Genomic DNA, 26,095 nt, shown 5'->3' with positions numbered 1-26,095 from the left:
GCGGGTTATTTCGCCGCGGGCGCTTCCGGCTGGGATTTCTCCAGTTGCGCCAGATCGTTCGCAATCTTCACCGTCTCATCGAGGTAAGGATCGGGCTCTTTATAATCTTTCGGCAGCTCGTCCAGGTTTTTCAGCGGTTTTTTGCCTTCGGCCTGATAACGCGCGTTGATACGCTCCAGACGTAACGCATCATCTTCGTGATTCTCTTTCTCGCGCTGAGCGAGGTTGAGCGACACAATGTTGCGTTTATCTTTCAGGGCATTGAAACGCGCAATGTCCTTCATGATGTACTGGAACTCACGATCCCGGGCAATACGTTCAGCGTGCTGCTTCGTCAGCTGCGCCACCAGCGGTTTGACGTCGCCGGTTTTGACGTAGGTCGCCGCTTTGATGCTGTCCCACGGCAGTGCGTTATCTTCGAACTTCTCACCGGTTTCAGCCGCTTCCACCCCGGTTGGCATCAGCAGATCGGGCGTGACGCCTTTACGCTGAGTACTGCCACCGTTAATCCGGTAGAACTTCTGAATGGTATAGGAAACGGAGCCTAACGCCGGCCACTCCGGACGCAGCATCTGATCGTAGATGCGGTTCAGAGAGCGATACTGCTGCACGGTGCCCTTCCCGAAGGTCGGCTCGCCGACGATCACTGCACGACCGTAATCCTGCATCGCCGCAGCGAAGATCTCAGAGGCGGAGGCACTGAAGCGGTCAACCAGCACCACCAGCGGTCCTTTGTAATAGACTACGCCGTCGTTGTCGCTGTCTTCACGCACCCGACCATTGTTGTCGCGCACCTGAACAACCGGACCACTCGGAATAAACAGACCGGAGAGCGATACCGCTTCGGTCAGCGCACCGCCGCCGTTGGTCCGCAGATCGATCACGACGCTGTCAACGTTCTGCTTCTGCAGCTTCTGCAGCTGAACCTTCACGTCATCGGTGAGACCGACATAGAAACCAGGAATGTCGAGCACGCCCACTTTCTGTTTACCGACATTCTTGATGCTCATTTTGACGGCGCGATCTTCCAGACGGATTTTCTCACGCGTCAGCGTCACGGTACGGGTTTTGGTGCCCTTACCGGCTGGCAGGATCTCAAGGCGCACTTTGCTGCCTTTCGGTCCTTTGATTTTCGCCACCACGTCATCCAGACGCCAGCCAATCACATCTTCCATCGGCTTGCCGGGCTGACCGACGCCGACGATGCGATCGCCCACCGTGATGGATTTACTTTTCGCTGCCGGTCCACCCGCAACCATCGAGTTGATGACGGTGTAGTCGTCATCCATCTGCAGCACGGCACCGATCCCTTCCAGAGACAGGCTCATCTCGGTGTTGAACTGCTCGGTGTTACGTGGCGACAGGTAGCTGGTGTGCGGATCGATTTCGCGGGCAAAGGCGTTCATCACCAGCTGGAAAACATCCTCACCGTTGCTCTGGGCGAGACGGCGAATCGCGAAGTTATAACGCTTGGTCAGAACATCGCGAATCTCCTGGTCGGTTTTACCCGCCAGCTTCAGGCTCAGCTGGTCATATTTGACCTTGGCATCCCACAGAGCATTCAGCTCGGCTTCATCTTTCGGCCAGGGAGCCTTGCCGCGGTCAATGTCGATGGTGTCATTGCCGCTGAAGTTCATCGGACGCGCCAGCACCGTCAGCGCATACTGATAGCGCTCAAAACGGCGTTTCTGCGCCAGATTATAAAGGTCGTAAAAGAGGTCCAGCTTGCCACTGCGCAGCTCATCGCCGACGGTGGTTTTTTTGCTGGCAAACTGCGCCACATCCGACGCCAGCAGCACGTTGTGGCTGTAGTCGAGCATGTTCAGATAGCGATCGAAAATCTTCGCTGAAAAGTTCTGATCCAGGTCGAACTGGCGGTAGTGGGAACGGGTGAAGCGTGAGGTGACACGCTCACTGACCGTCGGGTCCTGCGGGTCTTCGTGAAGCTGGGGGATCTGATCGGCGCGGGTGATATTCTCCGCGCCGAACGTTGGGCCTGCTAACAGCAGGCCCGCAATAAGTCCAACTTTAAAAAGGGTGTTCATGCCGGGGTTAGCCTCCGTTTCAGAACTGCAAGTGTTCTGCGCGCACAATCATTGCCATGCCGGAAGCGAGCTGGACCCGAACGCCGTCTTTTGATACTTCAAGAACGGTAGCGTCCATCGCACTTTTGCCTGCTTTAACTTTAATACTCTGGCCGGGTTGCAAAGTTGAGGTATCAGTGATGGGTCGGGCTTCCTGCTCCGGACGTGGGGCTGGTTTGCGATGCTGTGAGGCGGTCGCACGCGGTGCAGCAGTCTGCGGACGCGGTTTGCGTGCGGCGTCGCCCTCGGCAGGCTTACGTGCAGCAGGCTTGCGCGCGCGACGCGGTGCCGCGCCCTCTTCGCTTTCACCCGCTTCACGACGGGCGGCACGCTGCTGATCGCGCTGTGCCTGCACACGCGCTTTCGCTTCTTCAAGCTGCTTACGCGCATGCTCGACATGCTGCTCATCCAGCACGCCACAGGCGTTACCGTCGAGATCGACACGGATAGCACCGGCTTTGATGCCGTAGAGATAACGCCAGCTCGACGTATAAAGACGCAGCGCGGAACGCAGCTGTGTTTTGCTCAGGCTCATTTCGCCCTGAACACGCTCGACCAGATCCTGAAAGATACCGATTTTGAGCGGACGCGCTTCACCTTCAGCGCTAAAGCAGTGCGGAAAGCGCTCCGCCAGAAAAGTGATGACTTCTTTACTGCTATTCAACTTAGGTTGATTTTCCATGAAATTTCCTGATTACAACGGGTTTGCCGACCAGCGCAGGCATGAACAGGCGACATTATAATGACAACATCGCTAAATGCCATGTGATCCAGTCGATTAGCTGCGCGTCAGCTGCAGATATTTTTCTAAGTCGCTGTTCGCAAGCACTTCACAAAGCCCATCAGTCAGTGTGACCAGCCCTGATTCGTCATCGCTGTCAAAACGATTGTAATCCACGCTGTCGATGTCCAGCACCCCAACCACAGTGCCATTCACTTTCAGAGGAATCACAATCTCAGCGTTGCTGGCAGCGTCGCAGGCGATGTGGCCCGGGAAGGCATGCACATCATCCACGCGTTGCACTTTCTCTTCTGCCAGCGCCGTGCCACACACACCTTTACCGACCGGAATGCGCACACAGGCGATTTTGCCCTGGAACGGGCCCAGCACCAGCGTATCGGCTTCCGTCAGCAGGTAGAAACCTGCCCAGTTCACGCCATCGAGACGTTCATACAGCAGCGCGCTAAAGTTTCCCATCGCGGCGAGAAACGCCGTTTCGCCCGCCAGCAGGGCTCGCATATCGCGATTTAGATCGGCGTAAAAGGCAGTTTTGTTCATTATTCAACCGTTACCAATGACATCTGAACGGGTTTATTGAGACCGTTCGTTAAAAATAAGTTTTAATTATCCAGAGCGACAAGGTGAATCATAGCGTTAGTTACTATAACCTTAGCATTCTGTGGATCGAAGCGTGATGCCCGAGACAGGCACACAGACAATGTCTTAATGACCGATATCTGTTACTTCTGACGAGCGAAAATTGCACCACCCTATGAAAATTCACGCTATCAGCCAGACATTGCCTCACGCACGTTATCAGCGTTGCCCGCAATGCGATACCCTTTTTTCCTTACCGGATGTGAAATCGCATCAGGCGGCCTACTGTCCGCGCTGCAACGCCCGGATAGTCAGCGGTCACGACTGGTCGATGACACGTCTGATGGCCATGGCCGCCACCATGATGGTGCTGATGCCGTTTGCGTTTTCCCTGCCGCTGGTAGATATCCGTCTGCTGGGTATGCGCATCAATGCCAGCGTGCTCGAAGGCGTGATTCAGATGACGCAGCAGGGGGATGTCCTGACGGCGTCAATGGTGGCCTTCTGCACCCTGGGCGCGCCGATCACCCTGGTGGCCGGCATCTGCTATCTCGGTATCGGTCACCGGCTGGGCATGAACCTGCGGCCCGTGCTGCTGATGCTGGAGAAGCTGAAAGAGTGGGTGATGCTCGATGTCTACCTGATCGGTATTGCCGTGGCGTCGATTAAGGTGCAGGACTATGCTTCGCTGGAGATTGGGTATGGGCTGGCGGCTTACATCGCCCTGACGGTGCTGAGCGTGCTGACGCTGATCCATCTCAATATGGAGCAGCTGTGGGAGCATTTCTACCCGCAGCAGCCCGGCAATATGGTGCGTGACGAGATGCAGGTCTGCCTGAACTGTCACCATACCGGCCTGCCGGACGAGCGGGGGCGCTGCCCGCGCTGTCACACGCCGCTCGACTTCCGTCGCCGCCACAGCCTGCAAAAATCCTGGGCGGCGCTGATTGCCTCAATTGTGCTGCTGATCCCGGCGAACCTGCTGCCTATTTCCGTGGTGTACCTCAACGGTTCACGGCGTGAAGACACCATCTTCTCGGGCATTCTGTCGCTGGGTGAAGGCAATGTGCCGGTCGCCGCGATTGTGTTTATCGCCAGTATTCTGGTGCCCTTTACCAAAGTGCTGGTGATGCTGACTCTGCTGCTCAGCATCCATTTCCGCTGTGAACAGGGGCTGCGCACCCGCATCCGGTTACTGCGGTTTGTCACCTGGGTTGGCCGCTGGTCAATGCTGGATCTGTTTGTCATTTCGTTAACCATGTCGCTGGTCAATCGCGATCAGCTGCTGGCTTTTACCATGGGACCGGCGGCGCTCTTTTTTGGCGCCGCCGTTATCCTGACCATTATGTCTGTTGAGTGGCTGGACAGCCGCCTGCTCTGGGATGCACATGCAACAGGAAACGCCGACTACACCGACTAACGCCACGCTGCGCAATAAGCGTAAAGTTTCGCCCTTCTGGCTGCTGCCGATTATTGCGATGCTGATCGCCTGCTGGCTGCTCTGGACCAACTACCAGGAGCGCGGCACTACCATCACTATCAATTTCCAGACGGCGGATGGGATTGTGCCGGGCCGTACCCCGATCCGTTATCAGGGTGTGGAAGTGGGCACCGTGCAGGGCATTAATCTCAGCGACGACTATCGCCGCATTCAGATCAAAGCCAGCATCAAGAGCGATATGCGCGACGCGCTGCGCGAAGACACCCAGTTCTGGCTGGTGACGCCGAAAGCCTCACTGGCTGGCGTGTCGGGACTGGATGCGCTGGTCGGCGGTAACTATATCGGGATGATGCCCGGCAAAGGGAAACCCAGCGAGGCCTTTACCGCGCTCGATACCCAGCCGAAATATCGGGTGAACACCGGCGAACTGCTGATCCATCTGCATGCCCCCGATCTCGGTTCGCTTAACACCGGTTCGCTGGTCTACTACCGCAAGATTCCGGTTGGCCGGGTCTATGACTACAACATCAACAGCAAATCCGACGGGGTGGCGATTGATGTGCTGATTGACCGTCGCTTCACCCATCTGGTGAAAACCAACAGTCGCTTCTGGAACGTCTCCGGCGTCAATGCTGATGTCAGCCTGAGCGGTGCTAAAGTGCAGCTGGAGAGCCTGGCGGCGCTGGTGAATGGCGCGATTGCCTTTGACTCCCCGGAAAATGCCGGAGAGGCCAAAGCGGAGCAGAACTACCGGCTCTATCCTGACCTGGCACACAGTCAGCGCGGCGTGCTGATTACCCTGGATCTGCCCAACGGCAATAACCTTAAAGCGGGCAGCACGCCGCTGATCTATCAGGGACTGGAGGTCGGCACGCTGACTAAGCTCAACCTGCAGGATGGCGGCAAGGTGACCGGCGAGCTGACGATTGATCCGTCGGTGGTCGGTCTGATGCGCAGCGGCACCCGCATTGAGATGCACAGCCCGAAAATCAGCCTGACCGATACCAGCCTCAGTGCGCTGCTGACCGGTAACACCCTGGAACTGGTTCCCGGCGAAGGTGAGCCGCAGCAGCACTACACCGTGCTGGCGTCAAATGAGACGCTGCTGCAGAAACCCAACGTGCTGACGGTCAGACTGAGTGCGCCGGAGAGCTACGGTATCGATCAGGGGCAGCCGCTGATGCTGCACGGCATGCAGATTGGTCAGGTGATGTCGCGCTCTCTGGATGAGAATGGCGTCAATTTTGTGGTCGCGGTGAATCCTGAGAATCGCAGCCTGGTGCACGGGGACAGCAAATTTATCGTCAACAGCCGGCTCGATGTGAAATTTGGTCTCGACGGAATGCAGGTGTTAGGTGCCAGCGCCCGTGAATGGGTCGATGGCGGCATCCGGCTGGAGCCGGGCAGGAAAGGCGAGCCGAAAACCGCCTATCCGCTGTTTGCCGATGCGGAAAAAGCGGAAGAAGGCATTACCGGTGATGGCCCCTCCACCACCCTGACGCTGACCGCCAACAGTCTGCCTGACGTGCAGGCGGGGTCGGTGGTGCTGTACCGTAAGTTTCAGGTCGGTGAGATTGTGAAAGTCACGCCGCGCGCTGACGCCTTTGATATCGCGGTGCACATCCAGCCGGAGTATCGCAAGCTGCTGACCAGCGAAAGCGTCTTCTGGGCCGAGGGTGGCGCCCGCGTCAGTCTTAACGGCAGCGGCCTGACAGTTCAGGCATCGCCGCTTAACCGGGCGCTGAAAGGTGCAATCAGCTTCGACAACATGACCGGTGCGAAGTCGGCCAAAGGGGTCAAGCGTGTGCTCTACCCGTCTGAAACCGCCGCCCGCGCGGTGGGCAGTCAGATTACCCTGCACACCTATGACGCCAGCAAGCTCTCAGCCGGGATGCCGATTCGTTACCTGGGCATCAATGTCGGCCAGGTGGAGTCGCTTTCGCTCAGTAAAGATAACAATCAGGTCGTCGCCAAAGCGGTGCTCTATCCCGAATATGTGGATGATTTTGCCCGCCTCGGCAGCCGTTTCTCGGTGGTCTCTCCAGAGATTTCCGCAACGGGGGTGAATCATCTGGAAACGCTGTTGCAGCCTTACGTAAACGTGGACCCGGGCAAAGGGGGTGCCGTGCGCACCTTTGAGCTGCAGGAGAGCACCATTACCGATTCGCGCTACCTGAATGGCCTGAATATTTACGTTGATGCCACCGAAGCCGGTTCGCTGTCGCTGGGCACCCCGGTGCTGTTCCGCGGCGTGGAAGTGGGCACCGTGACCGGCACGTCGCTGGGCAATATGGCGGATCGCGTGCAGATTGCTCTGCGTATCAGCAAGAAGTATCAGCATCTGGTGCGGAATAACTCGGTATTCTGGCTGGCGTCCGGCTACAACCTCGACTTCGGTCTGATTGGCGGCGTGGTGAAAACCGGCACCTTCCAGCAGTTTATCCGTGGTGGCATCCAGTTTGCCACCCCGCCAACGGTGCCGCTGGCTCCACAGGCGACGCCGGATAAACACTTCCTGCTGCAGGATGAAGCGCCGAAGGATTGGCGCAACTGGGGAACGGCGATTCCGTCTCCGCGCTAAGTCATGTTATGCGGGCAGTCTGTGCTGCCCGCATAGCTGCTTTGTACCGCAGGCTCAGGGAGCAAACGCCCTCCGCAAAGACGCAAAAACCGCCATCCCTGGCGGGCTCAGCGCGGACCATCCCTGGCCCGCTATGCTTTACTCCGGGCGTATGCTCCCATCGCTTCATCTTTCCGCGGGCTGTATGCCTGAGCAATCTCATCTACGCAAAACCGCGCCAGACTTATTCCTCCTGAGACGGGCAGCCTGGCTGCCCGTTTCCTTTCTGCATGGTACACTGCCGCCTTTGCCTTAACTGGAATGTGCCCGTGTCAGATGCTGCTTCGCTTTTCCCCGCCGATTTTCTCTCTTTAATGCGTCAGAGCCTGCCCGATGAGGCCAGCTTCGCGCAGTTCCTCGCCATCAGTCAGCAGCCGCTGCGCCGCACGCTGCGGGTGAATACCCTGAAGATCAGCGTGACTGACTTCCTGCGTCTCACCGCAGACTATGAGTGGCAGCTTACACCGGTGCCGTGGTGCGAAGAGGGATTCTGGATCAGCCGGGAAGATGAGAGCCTGCCGCTGGGCAGCGTCGCGGAACACCTCAGCGGCCTGTTCTATATTCAGGAAGCCAGCTCCATGCTGCCGGTCACTGCCCTGTTTGACGCGCAGACCGCGGTCAGCGCGGTGATGGATATGGCGGCGGCACCGGGTTCAAAAACCACCCAGATTGCGGCCCGGATGGGCAATCAGGGGATCATTCTGGCCAATGAGTTCTCCTCCAGCCGGGTGAAAGTCCTGCACGCCAACATTACCCGCTGCGGCGTCACCAACAGTGCGCTGACACATTTCGACGCCCGGGTTTTTGGTCCTGCGCTGCCGGAACAGTTTGACGCCATCCTTCTTGACGCCCCTTGCTCAGGCGAAGGGGTGATGCGGAAAGATCCCGATGCCCTGAGAAACTGGTCGCTGGCCAGTACAGAAGAGATTGCCGCCACCCAGCGTGACCTGCTCGACAGCGCCTTCCATGCCCTTAAAGCGGGCGGCACGCTGGTCTACTCGACCTGCACCCTGAATCAGATCGAGAATCAACAGGTCATCGCCTGGCTGCTGCAGCGTTACCCCGACGCCGTGGAGATCCTGCCGCTCAACGAACTGTTTGCAGGGGCGGAGCTGGCCGCTACACCAGAAGGCTATCTGCACGTTTTCCCGCAGATGTTCGACAGCGAAGGCTTTTTTGTGGCCCGGTTGCGCAAAACCGCGTCGGTCGATCCGCTGCCTGCACCGGGCTATAAAGTCGGCAAGCTGCCCTTCTCGCACGTCAGCCGCAAGCTGGAGAGCGACATCATTCAGGCCGCCGCTGCCGTCTCACTCCGCTGGGACGATTCGCTGGTGCTGTGGCAGCGTGATAAAGAGATCTGGCTGTTCCCGGCGGCTGTCACCCCGCTGCTGGGCAGAGTGCGTTTCTCAAGAATTGGCCTGAAGCTGGCTGAAACCTTCGCGAAAGGCTATCGCTGGCAGCATGAGGCGGTCATCGCGCTGGCGCAACCGGATGCGAAGCACGCCTTCGAACTGACGGCAGCAGAGGCAGAAGAGTGGTATCGCGGGCGGGATATCTATCCGGAAAGCGAACCCGCCGGTAATGAGATGATTGTCACTTATCAGCAGCAGCCGCTGGGGCTGGCAAAGAAAGTCGGCAGCCGTATCAAGAACAGCTACCCCCGCGAGCTGGTGCGGGACGGGCGTCTGTTCCGCTGAAGTCACTGCAGCTGAACCATCGTCAGATGATGGCCAAACACCGCACCGGTGTCGATGTAGTGCAGGTTGGCCACCGTCAGCGGCTCCTTCAGCGGCGTATGACCAAAATAAAAGGCATCTGCCCCGCGGATGCCGCTTTCTGCGCCGGCCTGAAGCGCCTCCAGCCGCTGACGGCTCCAGACCACCTGCTCCCAGTCCAGCGGTTTATCCAGGGCGTACTCCGCAGCGGGGTAATCCGCATGGGCAATCACCACGGTGCGCGCTCCCAGCTGTAAATGCACGATCAGCGGCAGATCGCGACAGCGCAGCAGCGCGTGACGCGCCGAAATGATGGCACTGCCGCGCAGCCGCCAGAACCAGCCGCCGCCGTTCATCTGCCAGCGCTGCTTTTCGTGACCCTGTAACGCTGAAAGGGCCATCTCCTCATGGTTGCCCTTCACGCTGCGAAACCAGGGCTGCTTCAGCAGCGCCAGGCACCCCAGGCTGTCGGGCCCACGATCGATGAGGTCACCCACGGCAATCAGCAGGTCCTGCTGCGGATCAAACTGATGCTGCTGTAACCGCGCATCCAGTTCAGCGCGGCAGCCGTGCAGATCGCCCACGACCCAGATATGCCGCCACGCTGCCCCCTCCAGAAACTGGTAAGACATTGATCCTCCGCCTGCGTCGCAAAGCCTCTGCACAGTATAGTCAGATCCGCCTTTGCACCAACACAGACAAAGGCAGCGCGGTGGGAAAGCGGACAGGCCCCGCGGCAGATCAGGGGCGCGTTTTCGCCGGATACTTCTCCAGCTTCTCCGCCGGACGCACCGGGCGGCGCACCATCTCTCCGCCGCAGTTGGGGCAACGATGCTGCAGGTGTTCGGCACACTCCGCGCAGAAGGTGCATTCAAATGAGCAGATCCGTGCCGCCAGGGAAGATGGCGGCAGGTCACAGTCACAGCGTTCACAGCTGGGGCGAAGTTCAAGCATGGCGGCACTCCTGTCAGGATGATGCGTCAGCTTCGCGCGTGGCGTCCCGGCTGTCGAGTCAGCGGAGAGACAAAGTCGGGTCAGATCGGGACATTCTGCCTCAAGGGTGCAGACCGTGGCCCGGCGCTAGGGCTGCGTCTTATCCGTGGCGCGATGGTCCGGCTCTTTCCCGGCTTCTGGCTGCTCTTCAGATTCATCGCTCTCCTCTTCCGGCTCCTGACCGCCCATTGACGCCTGGATCACCTCCTCTTCCAGCGTCGGGTTCAGGGCCGCACCCAGCGGTGAGGTTGCCAGGCTATCAGGCATCACCACATGCGGCAGCGGCACTTCGGTTGTCGGCAGCGGACGTGGCGTTCGCACATAGCTCAGCCCGCCCGTCACCAGCGCGCAGACGGCGAAGAAGAGATAGAGCATATTGCTGCCCAGCGGCTGCATCAGCGCGCCCACCACCAGCGGCCCGATGCTGGCACCAATCCCAAACGCCATCAGCAGACAGGCGGTTAACGACACCCGTCGCTCGGCGGCAACCTGATCGTTCGCCAGCGCAACCTGCAGCGGATAGAGCGCGAACTGCATCATACTGGCCACAAAGGCGATGCCTATCATCCAGTGGAAGGTAAGATGCGGCAGCATAATCAGCGGCACGCAGGAGACGGCAAACAGCAGCGCGATGATAAATAACAGCCGCTGACGGTCGTAGCGGTCGGAAAGCCAGCTCAGCGGGAACTGTGAAACCAGACCGGCAAAAATCGTCAGGCTCATAAAGTAGCCGGTCTGACTGGTGGTGAAGCCTTTGCTGCTGCCGTAAACCGGCGCCAGCCCGTAAAACGCCCCGATCACCATGCCGGTTACCAGCGTGGTGCCGAGCAGTTTGGGAATGGTGCGGATAAAGTAGCCCAGCTCCATCGGCGCGGGGGTCATAGGCCTGACATGGGTACGGGTAGTCAGCGCAATCGGCACCAGACAGAGCGCGAAGCAGAGTGCCACGATCAGCAGCGTGCTCACGCCAAAGCCACTCTGCAGGCTCAGCACCACCTGACCGCCGCTCAGCCCCAGATAGGTCGCGACCATATACAAGCCGAAGATCATGCCGCGCTGAGAGGATTCCGCCTGGTCGTTGAGCCAGCTCTCCAGCACCATGTACTGGCACATCATGCAGAGCCCGATGATCAGACGCAGAAACACCCATAGCGGAATAAAGTCGGTCAGCCCGTGGCCAATCACCGAGGCGGTAATGATCCCGGCACAGGCGACATAGGCGCGGATATGGCCGACGCGGGCGATCAGGTTGTGCCCGACTTTGCCTCCAATCACCAGACCAATATAGTTTGCCGCGATGATGGCACCGATAAGTGCCCCGTTCACCTGCTCGCTCGCCAGCCGGAGTGAAACATAGGTGGTCAGCAGACCGGAGCCCAGCAGCATCAGCAGCGTAGTGGTGTAGAGCGGCAGAAACGTACTGAATATTTTTCCCATATGACTCCCTGTCTACACCTTCAGGCATCAGGCCAGTTAAGCCCTAAAGATAGTCGATATCCGTGTCCGGCGCGGCATTGCCTGCCGCTGACGGCAAAAAAAAAGCCCGCCCGCAGTGTGCGGACGGGCCTGGCGTCAGGCGCTCGGGAAACTGATATTGCTGCCCGGTGCCTCACGGTTGAGATGGATGAAGTTCAGGTGCCGCTCGTACTGATCCAGAATGTCGATGATCACCTGCTCTTTGCTGTAGTCCATCAGGTCGTTACCCTGGCTGCCCTCCATCAGGAAGGTTTCCAGCCGGTAGTAAGTCGATTTACCGCTGCGGGCGCGATAGGTAAAGCCCGGAATCGAGTACTGCTGCGGCCAGACCTGATAGATGAAGTCCTGCTCCTCGCCCAGATGCACGCGCAGATCCAGATAGCCGATCGGGTTGGCCGCATCCGGCGCGACGCTCTCCAGCGACACCCGGCCACCCCGCAGCTCCAGCTCTTTCGCAACCTCTTCCATCGCCGGATAGATGGTTTTTTCCATCATCTGCTGGGTATAACGCGACCCCGGATAGTTCATCAGCCGCGACAGGCGCTTTTTCCAGGTGCGGCGATCCGTAGCGTGGGCCAGATAGGGCGCGGTGTCACGCGTGGCGCTGGCGCGACGGTGATCTTCAATCTTCAGCGATTTATAGAGCCCCGCCATCACAAAGAAGATCACAAAGCTGAACGGCAGACCCATGATCACGGTGGTGTTCTGCAGGGCCGAGATGCCGTTCGCCATCAGCATACTCAGGGTCAGGACCCCGATCGCTACCGACCAGAAGATACGCAGCCAGTTGGGCGCATCGCTGTTGATGTCTTTGAGACGTGAGGTGAAGTTCCCCAGCACCAGCGAACCGGAGTCCGCAGAGGTGACGTAGAAGAGCATACCGGTGATCGTCGCGACAGAAGCGCTGAGTTTAAAGGCCGGATACTGCGCCAGCAGGCTGTAGAAGCCACGCTCCGCATGATTCATCACCTCCTGAGCGAAGCCCGCATTGCCATGAATAATCTGATAGAGCGCGGCGTTACCAAACACCGACAGCCACAGCAGCGTAAAGGTGAAGGGAATGATCAGGGTGCCGAGCACGAACTCGCGGATGGTACGACCGCGTGAAATACGCGCCAGGAAGAGGCCGACAAAAGGCGACCAGGCCACCCACCATGCCCAGAAGAAGAGCGTCCAGCTGTTCATCCATTGCGTCGGACGATCAAAGGCAAAGGTGTTGAGCGTCATGCCCATAAAGCGGTTGATGTAGTCCCCCACGTTCAGCACCAGCGCATTCAGCAGAAATTCGGTGTTGCCGAAGAAGAGCACGAAGAGGATCAGCCCCAGCGCCATCACCACGTTGAGCTCGGAGAGGATACGGATACCTTTATCCACGCCGGATGTCACCGAAATGGTGGCGATCACCACCGAGAGGATGATCAGCGCGGTCTGCGCGGTCAGTCCTTCCGGGATATCAAACAGCACCTTCAGGCCATAGTTAAGCTGCACCACCCCGATGCCGAGCGTGGTCGCAATACCGAAGATCGTGCCCACTACCGCGGCGATATCGACGGTGTGACCAATCGGGCCATTGATGCGTTTGCCGAAGATGGGATAGAGCGCGGAACGGATGGTCAGCGGCAGGTTATAGCGATAGCTGAAGTAGCCCAGCGCTATCCCCATCAGCGCATACATTGACCAGCCGGTCAGGCCATAGTGAAACAGCGTCCAGACCATCGCCTGACGGGCCGCCTCCAGCGTCTGCCCCGCCCCTTCCGGCGGCTGCATATATTGCGTCACCGGTTCAGCCACCGAGAAGAACATCAGGTCGATCCCGATCCCGGCGGCAAACAGCATGGCGGACCAGCTGAGGATGCTGAATTCCGGTTTGGCGTGCTCCGGCCCCAGCTTGATTGAGCCAAAGCGCGAACAGGCCATGTAGAGCACAAAGACAATGTAGAGCGTGGCAGCCAGCATGTAGTACCAGCCGAAGGTGGCGGAGACCCAGTTAACCGCCTTGAGGATCCAGCTCGCGGCCAGTTCACTGTAGAGAATCGTCACAAGTGAAAACGTCAGAATCAATCCGGCAGAGGTATAAAATACAACGGGATTGAGTCTGTCTTTTTCACCGGCAGGTGGATTATTCATCGATTACCTCTGGTTAATATCCTGAAAATACGCAATGGATAACATTTGCCGCTCACGGGGTGTTCAGGCCGTGCGGCCTCCTATCGTTCTGTCACTTCCTGTTTAAGCGTAACGGCTGACAGTGAGCTTAGCACTCATTGCCGTTTCGCTTACGCTACATTTAAAGAACACTACACTAACAAAGTTTCTTTTTATATTGAACGTGCAATCAAAAAAAGTTTAAATAGGGGTTCAATTTGAGGGCGGAGCCGGAGCGGAGCTATGCCAAAAGTAGGGATGCAGCCGATACGACGTCGGCAACTGATTGATGCGACCCTGAGTACGATTAACGAAGTTGGAATTAATGATGCCACTATCGCCCAGATCGCCCGGCGGGCGGGGGTCTCGACCGGCATCATCAGTCACTACTTCAAAGATAAGAACGGCCTGCTGGAAGCCACAATGCGTGATGTGACGCGGCAGCTGCGCGAAGCGGTTCTGACGCGGTTACGGCCGCTGGCCGATGCCCCGGCTGAACAGCGACTGTGTGCCATCGTTGACGGGAATTTTGATGAAACCCAGGTGCACAGCGCCGCGATGAAAGCCTGGCTCGACTTCTGGTCAAGCAGCATGCATCAGCCCCAGCTCAACCGCCTGGAGCGGGTCAGCAGCCGGCGGCTCTACTCCACCCTGGCGGTGGAGTTCCGGCGTCAGCTGCCGCTGGAAAAAGCGCGTCTGGCCGCGCATGGCCTGGCCGCCCTGATAGATGGTCTGTGGCTGCGCGCAGCGCTGAGCGGTAAGCCTTTTGACCCGGTCATCGCCCGCACACTGACCACCCAGTTCATCCGTCAGCAACTGGCTGGCGAGCACGAATAACGGAAGGAGAAAACATGTCCCGATTCAACGAGCAGAAACTCTACATTGATGGCGCTTATGTGGCCGCAGCGTCTGGCGAAACGTTCCAGACGATCAATCCGGTCAACGGCGACGTACTGGCAGAGGTTCATGCCGCCGGCCAGGAAGATGTCGATCGCGCCGTTGCTGCCGCCAGAAAAGGCCAGAAGGTCTGGGCCGCGATGACCGCGATGGAGCGTTCGCGCATTCTGCGCCGCGCCGTCGATATTCTGCGTCAGCGTAACGATGAGCTGGCAGAGCTGGAGATGCTCGACACCGGTAAACCTTACAGCGAAACCTCCGCTGTCGATATCGTCACCGGTGCAGACGTACTGGAATATTACGCCGGGCTGATCCCCGCCATCGAAGGCCAGCAGATCCCCCTGCGCGACACCTCTTTTGTCTACACCCGCCGCGAACCACTGGGCGTGGTGGCCGGGATTGGCGCCTGGAACTACCCGATTCAGATCGCCCTGTGGAAATCTGCGCCTGCGCTGGCCGCGGGTAACGCGATGATTTTTAAACCGAGTGAAGTGACCCCGCTCACCGCCCTGAAACTGGCGGAAATCTACAGCGAAGCGGGCCTGCCGGATGGGGTCTTCAACGTGCTGCCAGGCCTCGGCGCAGTCACCGGTCAGCTGCTGACCGAACATCCGGGTATCGACAAAGTCTCCTTCACCGGTGGCGTCGTCAGCGGCAAAAAGGTGATGGCCAATGCCGCAGGATCAACCCTGAAAGAGGTCACCATGGAGCTGGGCGGTAAATCTCCGCTGATCGTCTTTGATGATGCCGACCTCGATCTGGCCGCCGACATCGCCATGATGGCGAATTTCTACAGCTCCGGTCAGGTCTGCACCAACGGCACCCGCGTCTTTGTCCCGGCGTCGCTGAAGGCAGCTTTCGAGGCAAAAATCAGCGAGCGCGTTGCCCGCATCAGGGCTGGCGATCTGCGCGACCCGGCCACCAATTTTGGTCCGCTGGTCAGCTTCACTCATCGCGACAACGTGATGCGTTACATCGAATCGGGCATCGCTGAAGGCGCACGCGTGCTGTGCGGCGGCAAACGCCTGACCGGCGGCGACTTCGATCAGGGGGCCTGGGTAGCTCCCACCGTCTTCACCGACTGCCGTGATGAGATGAAGATTGTGCGTGAAGAGATCTTCGGACCGGTGATGTCGATCCTGAGCTATGACAGCGAAGAGGAAGTGATCCGCCGCGCCAATGACACCGAATATGGCCTGGCTGCCGGAGTGGTGACGCAGGATCTCAACCGTGCGCACCGCGTCATCCACCAGATTGAAGCCGGCATCTGCTGGATCAATACCTGGGGTGAATCGGCCGCAGAGATGCCGGTCGGAGGCTACAAGCACTCCGGTATTGGCCGTGAGAATGGCCTGATGACCCTACAGAGTTACACCCAGGTGAAGTCAGTGCAGGTTGAGCTGACGCGTTTTCAGTCAGTCTTTTAATCACCCTTAACCTGAGGAACGATGAATGGAATTTGATTACATTATTATCGGCGCTGGATCCGCAGGAAACGTTCTGGCTACCCGTCTGACCGAAGAGAGCAACGTCAGCGTCCTGCTGCTGGAAGCGGGCGGCCCGGATTATCGTTTTGATTTCCGCACCCAGATGCCTGCGGCCCTCGCCTATCCGTTGCAGGGCAAACGCTACAACTGGGCCTATGAAACAGAACCTGAGCCTTACATGAACAACCGTCGCATGGAGTGTGGCCGTGGTAAAGGCCTGGGCGGCTCGTCGCTGATTAACGGGATGTGTTACATCCGTGGTAACGCCATGGACCTCGATAACTGGGCCAGCGCGCCGGGGTTAGAGGACTGGAGTTATCTGGACTGCCTGCCCTACTACCGCAAAGCGGAGACCCGCGATATCGGTCCGAACGACTTCCACGGCGGTGACGGCCCGGTCTGCGTCGCAACGCCAAAAGCGGGCAACAACGTGCTGTTTGAAGCGATGATTGAGGCGGGCGTGCAGGCGGGCTATCCGCGCACGGATGACCTCAATGGCTATCAGCAGGAAGGATTTGGCCCGATGGACCGCACCGTGACGCCGCAGGGACGCCGCTCCAGCACCGCGCGCGGCTATCTCGATCAGGCTAAAGGCCGCGCCAACCTGAAGATCATTACGCATGCCACCACCGACCGTATCCTGTTTGACGGTAAGCGTGCGGTGGGCGTGGAGTTTCTGCAGGGCGACAGCAACACCCTGAACAAAGCGACCGCACGCCGTGAAGTACTGCTCTGTGCCGGGGCTATCGCCTCGCCGCAGATCCTGCAACGCTCTGGCGTCGGTTCGCCCGAACTGCTGAAGCAGTTTGATATTCCGCTGGTTCACGACCTGCCAGGCGTGGGTGAAAACCTGCAGGACCATCTGGAGATGTATCTGCAGTATGAGTGTAAAGAACCGGTCTCCCTCTATCCGGCGCTGAAGTGGTGGAATCAGCCTAAAATCGGCGCAGAATGGATGTTCAATGGCACCGGTGTCGGCGCCAGTAACCAGTTTGAAGCCGGTGGCTTTATCCGCAGCCGTGAAGAGTTCAGCTGGCCGAACATTCAGTATCACTTCCTGCCGGTGGCGATTAACTACAACGGTTCCAATGCCGTTGATGCCCACGGCTTCCAGTGTCACGTCGGCTCGATGCGTTCGCCCAGCCGTGGTCATGTGCGCCTGAAATCACGCGATCCGCGCCGCCATCCGGCGATTCTGTTTAACTACATGTCGCATGAGCAGGACTGGCATGAATTCCGCGATGCGATTCGCATCACCCGCGAGATCATCAACCAGCCCGCGCTGGATAAGTATCGCGGCCGTGAAATCAGCCCGGGCATTGAATGTCAGACGGATGAGGAGCTGGACGAGTTCGTGCGTAACCACGGCGAAACCGCTTATCACCCGTGCGGCACCTGTAAAATGGGCAACGACCCGATGGCGGTCGTCGATGGTGAAGGTCGGGTGCATGGCCTGCAGGGATTACGCGTTGTGGATGCGTCCATCATGCCGCTGATCATCACCGGTAACCTGAATGCCACCACCATCATGATCGGTGAGAAGATTGCCGATAAGATCCGTGGACGCGAACCGCTGCCGCGCAGCACTGCGGCCTACTACGTGGCCGGAGAGGCGCCTGTGCGCACCACCCCACAGCGCAGCGACTAAATAGTTACAGTGTCACTCTAAATCTCGCCGGGCATCTTATTGCCCGGCTTTTTTTTATCCCCCATCCCATGCCACACATTGTTTTCCGTTAACCTGCATCTGCAAATCATCAAACCTTAATCAAAATCAAACAAAGCAGCATCTGCTGTTGATTTCACGATATGCCGGATGCTATAAATCCTGCGTGTAGATAACCGGAGGCACTTTCCGTCCACTGATGAGAAGCAACAATGTGGATGCGTTGTAAACTTTATGCGCAAACTTTTTGTGTTTTATTCCCTGATTTCCCCTGCTTTCCTTTCCGCCCGGAACGTCGCTGATAAGCACTGGCGTAACGCCCTGTAGTCCCCTTCCGCTTCGATATGGTTCTGAGTCTGCACGCAATCACGCGTGGCAGGTCGTCATTAATTCGTTGCTGGAGATCCCCATGTACGCCTGGGTTTTATTATCACTTGCTATCGTGACTGAAATAATCGGTACGCTGTTTATGAAATGGTCCAGCCTCAGCGGCAGCCAGTATGGCTACCTGATGATGCTGGCTATGATTGCCTGTTCTTATATTCTGCTGAGTTTCGCCATCAAACATATCGCCCTGGGCGTGGCTTATGCCCTGTGGGAAGGTATCGGCATCCTGCTGATTACGCTGTTCAGCGTGCAGCTGTTTGGCGAGTCGCTGTCACCGCTGAAAATTGGCGGCCTGATGACACTAATTGCTGGAATCGTCCTGATCAAAACCGGCACCGAATCATCAGCGGAGGTTAACCATGGTCATCACTGATTTTGTCCATGCGGCCTGGCTGGCACTCGCCATCCTGCTGGAGATTGCCGCCAATATATTCCTTAAATATTCTGATGGATTCAAAAAACGTCTATTCGGGCTGCTTTCGCTCTACTGTGTGCTACTCGCGTTCAGCGCGCTTGCTCAGGCGGTGAAAGGGATCGACCTGTCGATAGCCTATGCGGTCTGGGGTGGCTTTGGCATTATCGCCACCGTCGCGGCGGGCTGGGTACTGTTTGGTCAGCGACTGAACCGCAAAGGCTGGGCTGGCCTGAGCCTGCTGCTGGCCGGTATGCTCCTGTTAAAACTGGCCTGACAGAGGTCCCGGGCTGTAATAATGGTTAAGGGTGTGCGGCTGCGCGCCCTTAACTTTCTGTGCGTTTTTACCCTTTTCAAGTTGATTTTTTCAGCATTCTCTTCTTCAGATTCCTCTTACTTTTGTAAAGGGCCGTTTACATATCTGTTGCCTTGAGGCTTAGTGAGCGCCGAAGGTCGGATAAAAACGAGGAAGAGTTATGTCTGCAACACGAGGTTGGTCAACTGAGCTTGAGGGATTACGCGGCATCGCCTCTCTCTGGGTACTGGTAGGTCATATCAGCCTGCTGATTCACTGCCATATCACACTGATTTCATCCCCTGGCATCGGTGTCGATCTGTTTATTCTGCTTTCGGGCTACCTGATGGCGAAAAACTATGTCGAGCGACAGCAGAAAGAGCCATGGCAAAGCGCCGCAACGATCAAAAAGTTCTGGATCCGTCGCTTTTTCCGCATCGCGCCGCTCTACTATCTGCTGTTAATCATCGCCCTGATTTACGGGCCGTGGTTTGGCGAGATGCGTGACACCATCGCGCATTTCTACTCCGGCACGGCAACCGAGTCGTCACGTTACACCGACCAGTCGCTCGCAAATGTGCTGACCCACTTCAGTTTCCTGTTCGGCATGCTGCCCGAGTACGGGTTTAACACCGTACTGCCTGACTGGAGCATCGGGCTGGAGATGCAGTTCTATCTGCTGTTCCCGTTCATCATGCTGGTGACGATGCGGTTTGGCTATGCCGCCTCCCTGATCGGTATCATGGTGCTCTGCTGCGCCGGACGCTATCTGCTGGCCGATTATTATGAGGCGTTTGAGATGCCTTCGATGATCCTGATTAAGCTGAACATGTTCCTGTCGGGCATGCTGCTGGCAGAAGCCATTCGCCGCAAATCGCTGCTTTACGTCGCCTTTGCGCTGCTGGGACCGGTTGCCAGCGTGGCAATGGGTCTGGGGTTCATCAAGCTGCAGGTGATTATGGAAGCGCTGATGATCGTCGGTATGACAGCCATTCTCTGGCAGTATCCACAGGGCAGTCGGATGGCGCAGCTGATTGCTCTGCCGCGTAAGCTGCTGAACAACCGTCTCAGCACCTGGCTGGGCGACGTCTCGTTCTCGGTCTACCTGCTGCACCTGCTGATTGTCATTCCATTGATCGCGCTGCTGCTGAATCACACCGATATCGAATTCAAAAGCGATCTGACGCGTTTTCTGATTGTCTGCGTCTCCGCCATCCCGGTGACCTATGCGCTGGCGTCGCTGCTCTACAAATATGTTGAGAAGCCCGGCATCCGTATGGGTAAACGCGTTCTGGCCCCGAAGCTGGCTGACCAGACCAGCTGAGTGACAGATGGATCCAGAAGCCCCGTTCGCGGGGCTTTTTTATGGCCTGCGATGGCGTGACCAGGAGGGAACCACGTCTTACGTCCTGCACACCTGCCGGAGTGAACTACACTTTCCCGGTCAGCAATCCGACGGAGAGGAAAATCTATGCGCATTCAGCATCTGCTGTTGTCCAGCGACGGTGGCGCGTTAATCATTGAAGCCGATCAACTTGAAAGTGAGCTGGTGATCCCGCCCCATCTGCAGACCGCCACCGGCGGCGAAGCGGACAGCGATACCGGCCATCGCGTCGCGGTGACCCGGCATTACTGCAAAGGACGCTACTACGCTGTCGCCCTCGATCGTCATGCGGCCAGTAACGAGATCGATGATGTGATCGACCTGCTCCATCCCGCACCGCTGGATTAAACCCTGTCATCAGCCCTGACAAGCGCGGCAGCACGCTGTTCGCCATGCCGGACAGCACGCGACCGATTGCCCGCTCTCAACGCGTTATAGCATCAGAAGGAGAAGCATCATGCAGAAGAAAAAGTGGTTTGTGTCTTACGTCATTAAGCCGGAAGGTGAACATCACGTCACCACCCACGCCTTTATCGAAGGGGATGATGTGGAAGAGGCGCTGGAACAGTTTATGTTCGAAACGAAAAAAAGTCTGTCACTGGACACGGAAGAGCTCACGCTGCTTTCGGTCAGTCTGGTGTAACCCGGTATTCCGCCTCACAGGTGTGGGCTGGGGGTTATCTGTTTATAATATTGATGATTTTCCCTGGTGCCGCATTCAGTTACTTAGTGGGGTAAGGCCAGGCGTGGTCCATACCTGTTGAGGACAAAATCCCGGTGATCGCCAGATACGCCAGTATCAGGACAAACAGCACAATGGCTGCAATTTCAATGGATTTAAGCAGATGATGTTTCGCCATAAATAACCCTCCTTCAGTTGTGTGTAATCCGACATCACCTCTTAAACTATAATGTTACCGGTAAAGTGCAAGCCAAAAAAACATCATGAAACATAAAGCAGTGCTTATTAATGTTTTAACCCAGGCGGTAACTGCACAACCCGTGGCATTTAACACTTCAGTCACAAAAAAGCCCGCTCAGGGCGGGCTTCAGCATCAGGTCAGGTGCGTCTGATCAGGCAGAGTGACCGGTGAAGTCGATCACCATCCTGCCGCGAATTTTGCCGTGGATCATCTCATCAAAGATGTCGTTCACCTCGCCAATCTTTCTTTTGGTGACTTTAGGCACCACTTTTCCTTCTGCCGCAAACTGGAAGGCTTCCGCCAGATCGTTACGGGTGCCGACCAGCGATCCCACCACCTGAATGCCATCGAGTACCAGACGCGGGATGTTCAGGCTCATCGCTTCCGGCGGAAGTCCGACTGCCACCACCCGTCCCCCGGCTCTGACCGCATCTACCGCCGAGTTAAAGGCCGCTTTGGCCACGGCGGTCACGACGGCCGCGTGCGCCCCGCCGGTTTTTTCCTGAATAAAGCGCGCCGCGTCTTCATTGGCGGAGTTCACCACCAGGTCGGCACCCATCTCTTTCGCCAGCGCCAGCTGGCCGTCGCTCACATCAATGGCGATCACTTTGGCGTTAAAGACATTTTTAGCATACTGCAGGGCGAGATTGCCTAACCCGCCGAGACCATAAATCGCCAGCCACTGGCCCGGTTTGACCTCAGAGACCTTCACCGCTTTATAGGTGGTGACGCCGGCGCAGGTTACGCTGCTGGCGGCAAAAGGGTCCAGCCCCTCGGGAACCTTGACCGAGTAGTCTGCAACCACGATACACTCTTCAGCCATACCACCATCGGCGGTATAACCCGCATTAACCACCTCCCGGCAGAGCGTTTCATTACCGGAGTTACAGTATTCACAGTGACCGCAGCCCTTGAAGAACCAGGCCACGCTGGCGCGATCGCCCGGCTTGAGAGAGGTCACATCCGGCGCAACCTCCTCAACAATCCCGATACCTTCGTGACCCAGCGTGACACCGGTTTTATCACCGAAGTCGCCGTTCTTCACATGCAAATCGGTATGGCATACACCACAGCATTCCATCCTGAGCCGTGCTTCGCCGGTTTTGAGAGGACGCAGTGTCTTCTCAACAACTTCAACCTGGTGTTCACTATTTGCTATTGCCGCTTTCATAAACGTTCCTCCATTTGATTGAACGTTCAGAATAAGCCAAACGGCCGTGATAACAAGCTAACCGTTGAGCTTTGGGTGCGAGCCAGTGAGGTTGTGTTGCATTCTGTGAAGGCGGTGCCACATGCGTGGCGCTTATGCATGCCAGCGATGGATGCCGCTGTCAGAGGACGCTGCCGGCGGCGGGCCCATATGCTGAGAGGGGTTCCGGACAGGCGGGGGGCCCATATGCCGGGATGCCGCAGGCGCAGGCGGCGGCCCCATGTGCTGCGACGCATCTGGCATAGCCGGTCGGCCATGATGATGCCAGTCAGAAGCGTGACCATAATGATGACGACCACCTTCCGCCATCACACAGCCGGACATAGCTGAACTTGCCAGCGCTAAAAGCAGACAGGGTATAACTTTTTTCAAAAACATAACGCATCCTGGTTGAATATCACCGCCTCAGGGTACGTCTGCTTTTTTATACGCGGGATAAACGCCTTTACGCGTTTGCGGAGGCTCGCAGAGTACATTGACTATGGTCAACGTGAAGCGATTACGGATGCGGTTTTGCGGTGCTTCTGACCCTGTTACGTTACGACAATGTGTCCTCTCCGGGTGGTTCCCGGCCTAAGAATCAGGGCGGATTACGCGCAGGACGTTATCACTATCCGCGACTGTATCGGATATAGAGATAAGAAATGGTGACAACCCATGCAACAATGAGCAGCGTTGCATGCTGCGGCACAAAGCTAATGAAGAGATAGATGCCCGCCACAATAACGGCAATAGCAATCCAATCTGAAAAAGAGTGAAGCAGCCACAATAATGCACGTTTCATGGGTGTCTCTGATTGCGCTGAATAGCGTTCCTTTGATAATGACAGAGCCTTTTTTGCCCTGTCGCTTCATTTAACGCCCTGCCCTGCCCTGCCCTGGAAATATCTCACCCTGGGGAAAGGCCTGTCTGAAAGGGATCTGAGAGCGTTGCTCAAAGAGAAATGGAACTGAAAAGCCCGCGCGCGGCGGGCCAGAGGCAACGAATCAGTTATCTTCCTGAAGAAGCTGTGCGGGTGAGGTCACACCGGCCAGCTCATTGAGTGCCTCATGATTGATTTCTTCATCTGCGCCATCAACCGCGCGGGAGATAATCAGTAAATCCTGAAGTTCGCTTAAAAGAAGCGCCGCATCAGACTTGAGCATTTCATCTGAGTCTGCGGAGTCAATTACCGTGTTGATCGCCTTGTTCGCGCCCTCGATCATCTCCGTTACGCCGCCCTGCTTACTTACCGCGAGCACCAGCGCACTGATCAACAGAGACTGCGCCTCAACGCGCGCGGTGAGTTGTTTGGTGCTTGCATCTATTTGTGAAATCTTGGCAAGCATACTTAACACAACATTCTTCATGGTATATCTCCCTGTTAAACCAGCATTTTATGATTCCGCGGGCAGGCTGAAAATATCATTATTCTGAAAAGGGGGGGATTAATGACCTGCGCAATAAAATCAGCAAAAAGCGGAAAATGAGCGAACGGGTCATCGTGAACCAGGCAGATTAAGAATGCAGTGACTCCTGCTGGCGAGCACCCGTAGCCGAGGAAGGACGCCGGGCCTGTGCATCACCCATCAGCCCGTCACCTGCAGTATTCAGGGTGACAGTTCTCTCGCATGAGAGGAAACAGATGTAATGAATAACCAGCCTAAGTCTGCCATTCAATCATTTCATCAAGTCGCTTCAAAATATCGGGAAAATAGGTTTCATCAAGGCCAAAACTGCCTTTAACCTGAACACTATCGGCATGGGGCTCCGGGCGAAGAGTAAATTCAATCGTGACACTATCAATACTGTTTTCATTTGTCACTATCATATCAAGCTGATGAATATCACTCTGATATGTGAACGATTTAAGCTTTTGCTGATTAATTATCGCCTGCTGGAAAGCTGAAAATTCTTTTTTCAATAGTTTCAATTCTCCAACGGTAAATTCCGTTTTAAACGCTACGTTAAGGCCGCTTACCGAGAATTCTACCCAGGACTTTATCCAGTCCCAGTTATGGTTAACAGGATCGACTTCATTCACCACCACGCGTTCATAAGGCGCGATTACGAAAGTAAATTCTTCACTCCTGAGATCAAACATGGAAATGTTCCTGTTAGTTAATAAAAATATTTAAAATGAGATATTGTCCAGTCAGATTCTCTGACAATCACCTCAAATCTGTACTTCTGATAAACATACTCCCGACGGTGCTTATCGAAGCGCAATTTATAGATATCTGTTTCGTAACGGAACATTCCTTCTCCTTCACGAGGATCTGGCATGCGCTTGCCATAACGAATAGTTTTTTCCTGAATTTGCAAAGGAACATATCGAGCAGGATCGTACATATGCTTTGCGGCTGCTTCCGTCATTTTGAGACTGCGCGCATGCAGACCGAATTTTAGCCGCCCTCGCAAAAGAGATACCGTACCCTGACTAATTTTTGCTGAAAGTGCCGCACGTGCCCCTGATTCAAACAGAACTCGTCCCGTTCGAAGAATACGGAAAACCCCTAATCCAAAAAGGGCAATATCAGTTGGATCAAATAATGGTGTTTCAAGTGGTGCTTCTTCCAGCCTGACAAAATGCCCCTGGACATCATAAACCTGCCATAATCCCGGGGCCTGTGCGACCGTGTATCCGATGCACATACCACTGGTTTCATCGGTTACAGGCTTTGCGTTTCGGGGCAAATGGCTGGGGCGAAACTCAAAAAAAACGCCCTCAGGCAATCTCGACTCAAAAGTATAGTAACGTCCGGGTTCCTGCCTCGCTGCTGTTCCTGAAGTCATACTCAATCCCTCGTTTATGACAATGGCTGTTTTATAGTGCCACAGGAAGATAAAACGATCATTACCTGATAGCTTATCACCAAACTTTGATCGCAAGCCTTCCTTTCCCCCTGAACACCTTTAAAACTAAGTGCATCTTCAGTCTGATTAGACCTATGTCCTTATCTTTAAAGATGCCTGACTGATGATTTCGTTGTCGGCTGCAAATCGTTCGGGCCGTGCAGCGTCTAAGGGTGAAACGGCTTGAGCCAGCGCCGATAAATGTCAGCCGAGATGCTCTGGAGCTATCTTCACCTGAAGTGAGACGAGAGCGTTAGTCGCCTGAACAATTTCTGTCAATGCGACAGATTGCAGAAAGCCAGGCCCGGTTTTGCCATATGCGTTAAACATTTCACGAAATACTAAAGTCAGTCAGGCGATGGTATGAGCTAAAAATGGAAGTATTTCGCGCAAAAAGCCTTCGTTAAAAATAACTTATTATAACGAAAAAGTTTCTCAATATATTGGGTAAGAAATAAGTGATGGGAATAGTTTGAACAGGACAGGTTCGGGATATTTTTCGCACCGATGAAGAATTCAATATAGATCAGCAAAATAAAGACCGCATATTTTAGCAAACCCTGTATAATAGTAGGTTATCTACGAATGTGGCGATAAAATGGCGGAAGCCTTTAGCATGACTCCCGCCGAAGCCTTGAGCAGGAGTTAAACTTATTTTTTATATTCACAAGTATGAGTTATGAAGCTCATATCCTCACCTTGTTTGTGAGCAATCAGAACATTATCATCATTTATAAATGCAACTTTACCTGAGGGCAGTCCAACGCAAGGTGATTTACCATACATTTCAAAAGTGTAAATAAATGA

General features: G+C 56.1%; 24 protein-coding genes. 11 read left to right on the top strand and 13 right to left on the bottom strand.

Going from position 1 to position 26,095, the window contains the following annotated elements:
- Positions 1-5 precede the first annotated feature (5 nt).
- The 3 genes from prc to msrC form a co-directional block, all read right to left on the bottom strand.
- The gene (gene prc, locus FJW00_RS01495) at positions 6-2,045 is read right to left on the bottom strand and encodes a carboxy terminal-processing peptidase (protein ID WP_140028631.1); all 2,040 of its coding nucleotides are present in this window, start codon (positions 2,043-2,045) and stop codon (positions 6-8) included.
- 19 nt (positions 2,046-2,064) lie between these two features.
- Complete coding sequence (proQ, locus tag FJW00_RS01490) at positions 2,065-2,766, bottom strand: RNA chaperone ProQ (RefSeq protein ID WP_009089801.1); 702 nt, start codon at positions 2,764-2,766, stop codon at positions 2,065-2,067.
- Positions 2,767-2,862: 96 nt separating this feature from the next.
- Complete coding sequence (msrC, locus tag FJW00_RS01485) at positions 2,863-3,363, bottom strand: free L-methionine (R)-S-oxide reductase MsrC (RefSeq protein WP_009089799.1); 501 nt, start codon at positions 3,361-3,363, stop codon at positions 2,863-2,865.
- Positions 3,364-3,577: 214 nt separating this feature from the next.
- Between msrC and yebS the strand changes: the two genes are divergently transcribed.
- The 3 genes from yebS (at position 3,578) to rsmF (ending at position 9,160) form a co-directional block, all read left to right on the top strand.
- Positions 3,578-4,822, top strand: a complete 1,245-nt coding sequence (gene yebS / locus FJW00_RS01480) for a membrane integrity lipid transport subunit YebS (protein ID WP_140922915.1) — start codon at positions 3,578-3,580, stop codon at positions 4,820-4,822.
- Positions 4,791-7,424, top strand: coding sequence for a PqiB family protein (locus tag FJW00_RS01475; RefSeq protein WP_009089795.1), 2,634 nt, complete (start codon positions 4,791-4,793; stop codon positions 7,422-7,424). Before yebS ends, FJW00_RS01475 begins: the two co-directional genes overlap by 32 nt.
- Before the next feature lie 302 nt (positions 7,425-7,726).
- Positions 7,727-9,160: a 16S rRNA (cytosine(1407)-C(5))-methyltransferase RsmF gene (gene rsmF, locus FJW00_RS01470; protein WP_140922914.1), complete on the top strand. Its 1,434-nt coding sequence runs from the start codon at positions 7,727-7,729 to the stop codon at positions 9,158-9,160.
- 2 nt (positions 9,161-9,162) lie between these two features.
- Here the strand turns inward: rsmF and FJW00_RS01465 are convergent, their stop codons facing one another.
- The 4 genes from FJW00_RS01465 to FJW00_RS01450 form a co-directional block, all read right to left on the bottom strand.
- Positions 9,163-9,810: a metallophosphoesterase gene (locus FJW00_RS01465; protein ID WP_046101959.1), complete on the bottom strand. Its 648-nt coding sequence runs from the start codon at positions 9,808-9,810 to the stop codon at positions 9,163-9,165.
- Between the two features lie 109 nt (positions 9,811-9,919).
- Entirely contained in the window at positions 9,920-10,132 is a 213-nt protein-coding gene (locus FJW00_RS01460; protein ID WP_140922913.1) for a DUF1272 domain-containing protein, read from the bottom strand.
- A 126-nt stretch (positions 10,133-10,258) separates the two neighbouring features.
- Positions 10,259-11,608, bottom strand: coding sequence for an MFS transporter (locus tag FJW00_RS01455; RefSeq protein WP_046101961.1), 1,350 nt, complete (start codon positions 11,606-11,608; stop codon positions 10,259-10,261).
- Between the two features lie 135 nt (positions 11,609-11,743).
- Positions 11,744-13,774 (bottom strand): choline transporter, encoded by a 2,031-nt coding sequence (locus FJW00_RS01450; RefSeq protein ID WP_009089785.1) that lies wholly within the window; start codon positions 13,772-13,774, stop codon positions 11,744-11,746.
- Between the two features lie 261 nt (positions 13,775-14,035).
- Here FJW00_RS01450 and betI point away from each other — a divergent pair, with 261 nt between their 5' ends.
- From betI to FJW00_RS01410, 8 genes are all read left to right on the top strand, one after another.
- The gene (gene betI / locus FJW00_RS01445) at positions 14,036-14,629 is read left to right on the top strand and encodes a transcriptional regulator BetI (protein ID WP_009089782.1); all 594 of its coding nucleotides are present in this window, start codon (positions 14,036-14,038) and stop codon (positions 14,627-14,629) included.
- Positions 14,630-14,643: 14 nt separating this feature from the next.
- Positions 14,644-16,116, top strand: coding sequence for a betaine-aldehyde dehydrogenase (gene betB, locus FJW00_RS01440; protein ID WP_140922912.1), 1,473 nt, complete (start codon positions 14,644-14,646; stop codon positions 16,114-16,116).
- A gap of 25 nt (positions 16,117-16,141) precedes the next feature.
- Positions 16,142-17,824, top strand: coding sequence for a choline dehydrogenase (gene betA, locus FJW00_RS01435; RefSeq protein WP_009089779.1), 1,683 nt, complete (start codon positions 16,142-16,144; stop codon positions 17,822-17,824).
- A gap of 427 nt (positions 17,825-18,251) precedes the next feature.
- Positions 18,252-18,602, top strand: coding sequence for a multidrug/spermidine efflux SMR transporter subunit MdtJ (mdtJ, locus tag FJW00_RS01430; protein WP_009089777.1), 351 nt, complete (start codon positions 18,252-18,254; stop codon positions 18,600-18,602).
- Positions 18,589-18,918 carry a multidrug/spermidine efflux SMR transporter subunit MdtI gene (mdtI, locus tag FJW00_RS01425; protein ID WP_140922911.1) on the top strand — a complete coding sequence of 110 codons (330 nt, stop codon included), beginning with the start codon at positions 18,589-18,591 and terminating at the stop codon, positions 18,916-18,918. Before mdtJ ends, mdtI begins: the two co-directional genes overlap by 14 nt.
- A gap of 199 nt (positions 18,919-19,117) precedes the next feature.
- A complete protein-coding gene (locus FJW00_RS01420; RefSeq protein WP_140922910.1) occupies positions 19,118-20,260 on the top strand; it encodes an acyltransferase family protein in 1,143 nt (380 codons plus the stop codon).
- A gap of 147 nt (positions 20,261-20,407) precedes the next feature.
- Positions 20,408-20,668, top strand: coding sequence for a hypothetical protein (locus FJW00_RS01415; protein WP_009089772.1), 261 nt, complete (start codon positions 20,408-20,410; stop codon positions 20,666-20,668).
- A gap of 109 nt (positions 20,669-20,777) precedes the next feature.
- Entirely contained in the window at positions 20,778-20,963 is a 186-nt protein-coding gene (locus FJW00_RS01410) for a hypothetical protein (RefSeq protein ID WP_009089771.1), read from the top strand.
- A 79-nt stretch (positions 20,964-21,042) separates the two neighbouring features.
- Here FJW00_RS01410 and FJW00_RS22260 read toward each other — a convergent pair whose 3' ends face one another.
- The 6 genes from FJW00_RS22260 to FJW00_RS01390 form a co-directional block, all read right to left on the bottom strand.
- Positions 21,043-21,180, bottom strand: a complete 138-nt coding sequence (locus FJW00_RS22260; protein WP_009089769.1) for a hypothetical protein — start codon at positions 21,178-21,180, stop codon at positions 21,043-21,045.
- 214 nt (positions 21,181-21,394) lie between these two features.
- Positions 21,395-22,414 carry an alcohol dehydrogenase AdhP gene (adhP, locus tag FJW00_RS01405; RefSeq protein WP_140922908.1) on the bottom strand — a complete coding sequence of 340 codons (1,020 nt, stop codon included), beginning with the start codon at positions 22,412-22,414 and terminating at the stop codon, positions 21,395-21,397.
- A gap of 649 nt (positions 22,415-23,063) precedes the next feature.
- On the bottom strand, positions 23,064-23,237 hold the full coding sequence (locus FJW00_RS22255) for a hypothetical protein (protein WP_181405333.1): 174 nt from the start codon (positions 23,235-23,237) through the stop codon (positions 23,064-23,066).
- Between the two features lie 202 nt (positions 23,238-23,439).
- Positions 23,440-23,802: an anti-adapter protein IraP gene (iraP, locus tag FJW00_RS01400; RefSeq protein ID WP_033736214.1), complete on the bottom strand. Its 363-nt coding sequence runs from the start codon at positions 23,800-23,802 to the stop codon at positions 23,440-23,442.
- A gap of 293 nt (positions 23,803-24,095) precedes the next feature.
- Complete coding sequence (locus FJW00_RS01395) at positions 24,096-24,536, bottom strand: WapI family immunity protein (RefSeq protein WP_140922906.1); 441 nt, start codon at positions 24,534-24,536, stop codon at positions 24,096-24,098.
- Positions 24,537-24,553: 17 nt separating this feature from the next.
- Positions 24,554-25,324 carry a hypothetical protein gene (locus FJW00_RS01390; RefSeq protein WP_237712310.1) on the bottom strand — a complete coding sequence of 257 codons (771 nt, stop codon included), beginning with the start codon at positions 25,322-25,324 and terminating at the stop codon, positions 24,554-24,556.
- Positions 25,325-26,095 lie beyond the last annotated feature (771 nt).

The sequence above is a fragment of the Pantoea anthophila genome (assembly GCF_006494375.1).
GTDB classification, from domain to species: Bacteria; Pseudomonadota; Gammaproteobacteria; order Enterobacterales; family Enterobacteriaceae; genus Pantoea; species Pantoea anthophila.
This window is presented reverse-complemented; position numbering and strand designations above follow the sequence as displayed.

Excerpts from the sequence above, each read along its gene's own strand:
- FJW00_RS22255 (WP_181405333.1), bottom strand. The coding sequence starts at position 23,237 with ATGAAACGTGCATTATTGTGGCTGCTTCACTCTTTTTCAGATTGGATT.
- FJW00_RS01395 (WP_140922906.1), bottom strand. The coding sequence starts at position 24,536 with ATGTTTGATCTCAGGAGTGAAGAATTTACTTTCGTAATCGCGCCTTAT.
- mdtJ (WP_009089777.1), top strand. The coding sequence starts at position 18,252 with ATGTACGCCTGGGTTTTATTATCACTTGCTATCGTGACTGAAATAATC.
- FJW00_RS01460 (WP_140922913.1), bottom strand. The coding sequence starts at position 10,132 with ATGCTTGAACTTCGCCCCAGCTGTGAACGCTGTGACTGTGACCTGCCG.
- iraP (WP_033736214.1), bottom strand. The coding sequence starts at position 23,802 with ATGAAGAATGTTGTGTTAAGTATGCTTGCCAAGATTTCACAAATAGAT.
- FJW00_RS01475 (WP_009089795.1), top strand. The coding sequence starts at position 4,791 with ATGCAACAGGAAACGCCGACTACACCGACTAACGCCACGCTGCGCAAT.
- mdtI (WP_140922911.1), top strand. The coding sequence starts at position 18,589 with ATGGTCATCACTGATTTTGTCCATGCGGCCTGGCTGGCACTCGCCATC.
- FJW00_RS01450 (WP_009089785.1), bottom strand. The coding sequence starts at position 13,774 with ATGAATAATCCACCTGCCGGTGAAAAAGACAGACTCAATCCCGTTGTA.
- yebS (WP_140922915.1), top strand. The coding sequence starts at position 3,578 with ATGAAAATTCACGCTATCAGCCAGACATTGCCTCACGCACGTTATCAG.
- FJW00_RS01410 (WP_009089771.1), top strand. The coding sequence starts at position 20,778 with ATGCAGAAGAAAAAGTGGTTTGTGTCTTACGTCATTAAGCCGGAAGGT.
- FJW00_RS22260 (WP_009089769.1), bottom strand. The coding sequence starts at position 21,180 with ATGGCGAAACATCATCTGCTTAAATCCATTGAAATTGCAGCCATTGTG.
- betA (WP_009089779.1), top strand. The coding sequence starts at position 16,142 with ATGGAATTTGATTACATTATTATCGGCGCTGGATCCGCAGGAAACGTT.
- adhP (WP_140922908.1), bottom strand. The coding sequence starts at position 22,414 with ATGAAAGCGGCAATAGCAAATAGTGAACACCAGGTTGAAGTTGTTGAG.
- prc (WP_140028631.1), bottom strand. The coding sequence starts at position 2,045 with ATGAACACCCTTTTTAAAGTTGGACTTATTGCGGGCCTGCTGTTAGCA.
- betB (WP_140922912.1), top strand. The coding sequence starts at position 14,644 with ATGTCCCGATTCAACGAGCAGAAACTCTACATTGATGGCGCTTATGTG.
- FJW00_RS01415 (WP_009089772.1), top strand. The coding sequence starts at position 20,408 with ATGCGCATTCAGCATCTGCTGTTGTCCAGCGACGGTGGCGCGTTAATC.
- msrC (WP_009089799.1), bottom strand. The coding sequence starts at position 3,363 with ATGAACAAAACTGCCTTTTACGCCGATCTAAATCGCGATATGCGAGCC.
- FJW00_RS01465 (WP_046101959.1), bottom strand. The coding sequence starts at position 9,810 with ATGTCTTACCAGTTTCTGGAGGGGGCAGCGTGGCGGCATATCTGGGTC.
- proQ (WP_009089801.1), bottom strand. The coding sequence starts at position 2,766 with ATGGAAAATCAACCTAAGTTGAATAGCAGTAAAGAAGTCATCACTTTT.
- FJW00_RS01420 (WP_140922910.1), top strand. The coding sequence starts at position 19,118 with ATGTCTGCAACACGAGGTTGGTCAACTGAGCTTGAGGGATTACGCGGC.
- betI (WP_009089782.1), top strand. The coding sequence starts at position 14,036 with ATGCCAAAAGTAGGGATGCAGCCGATACGACGTCGGCAACTGATTGAT.
- FJW00_RS01455 (WP_046101961.1), bottom strand. The coding sequence starts at position 11,608 with ATGGGAAAAATATTCAGTACGTTTCTGCCGCTCTACACCACTACGCTG.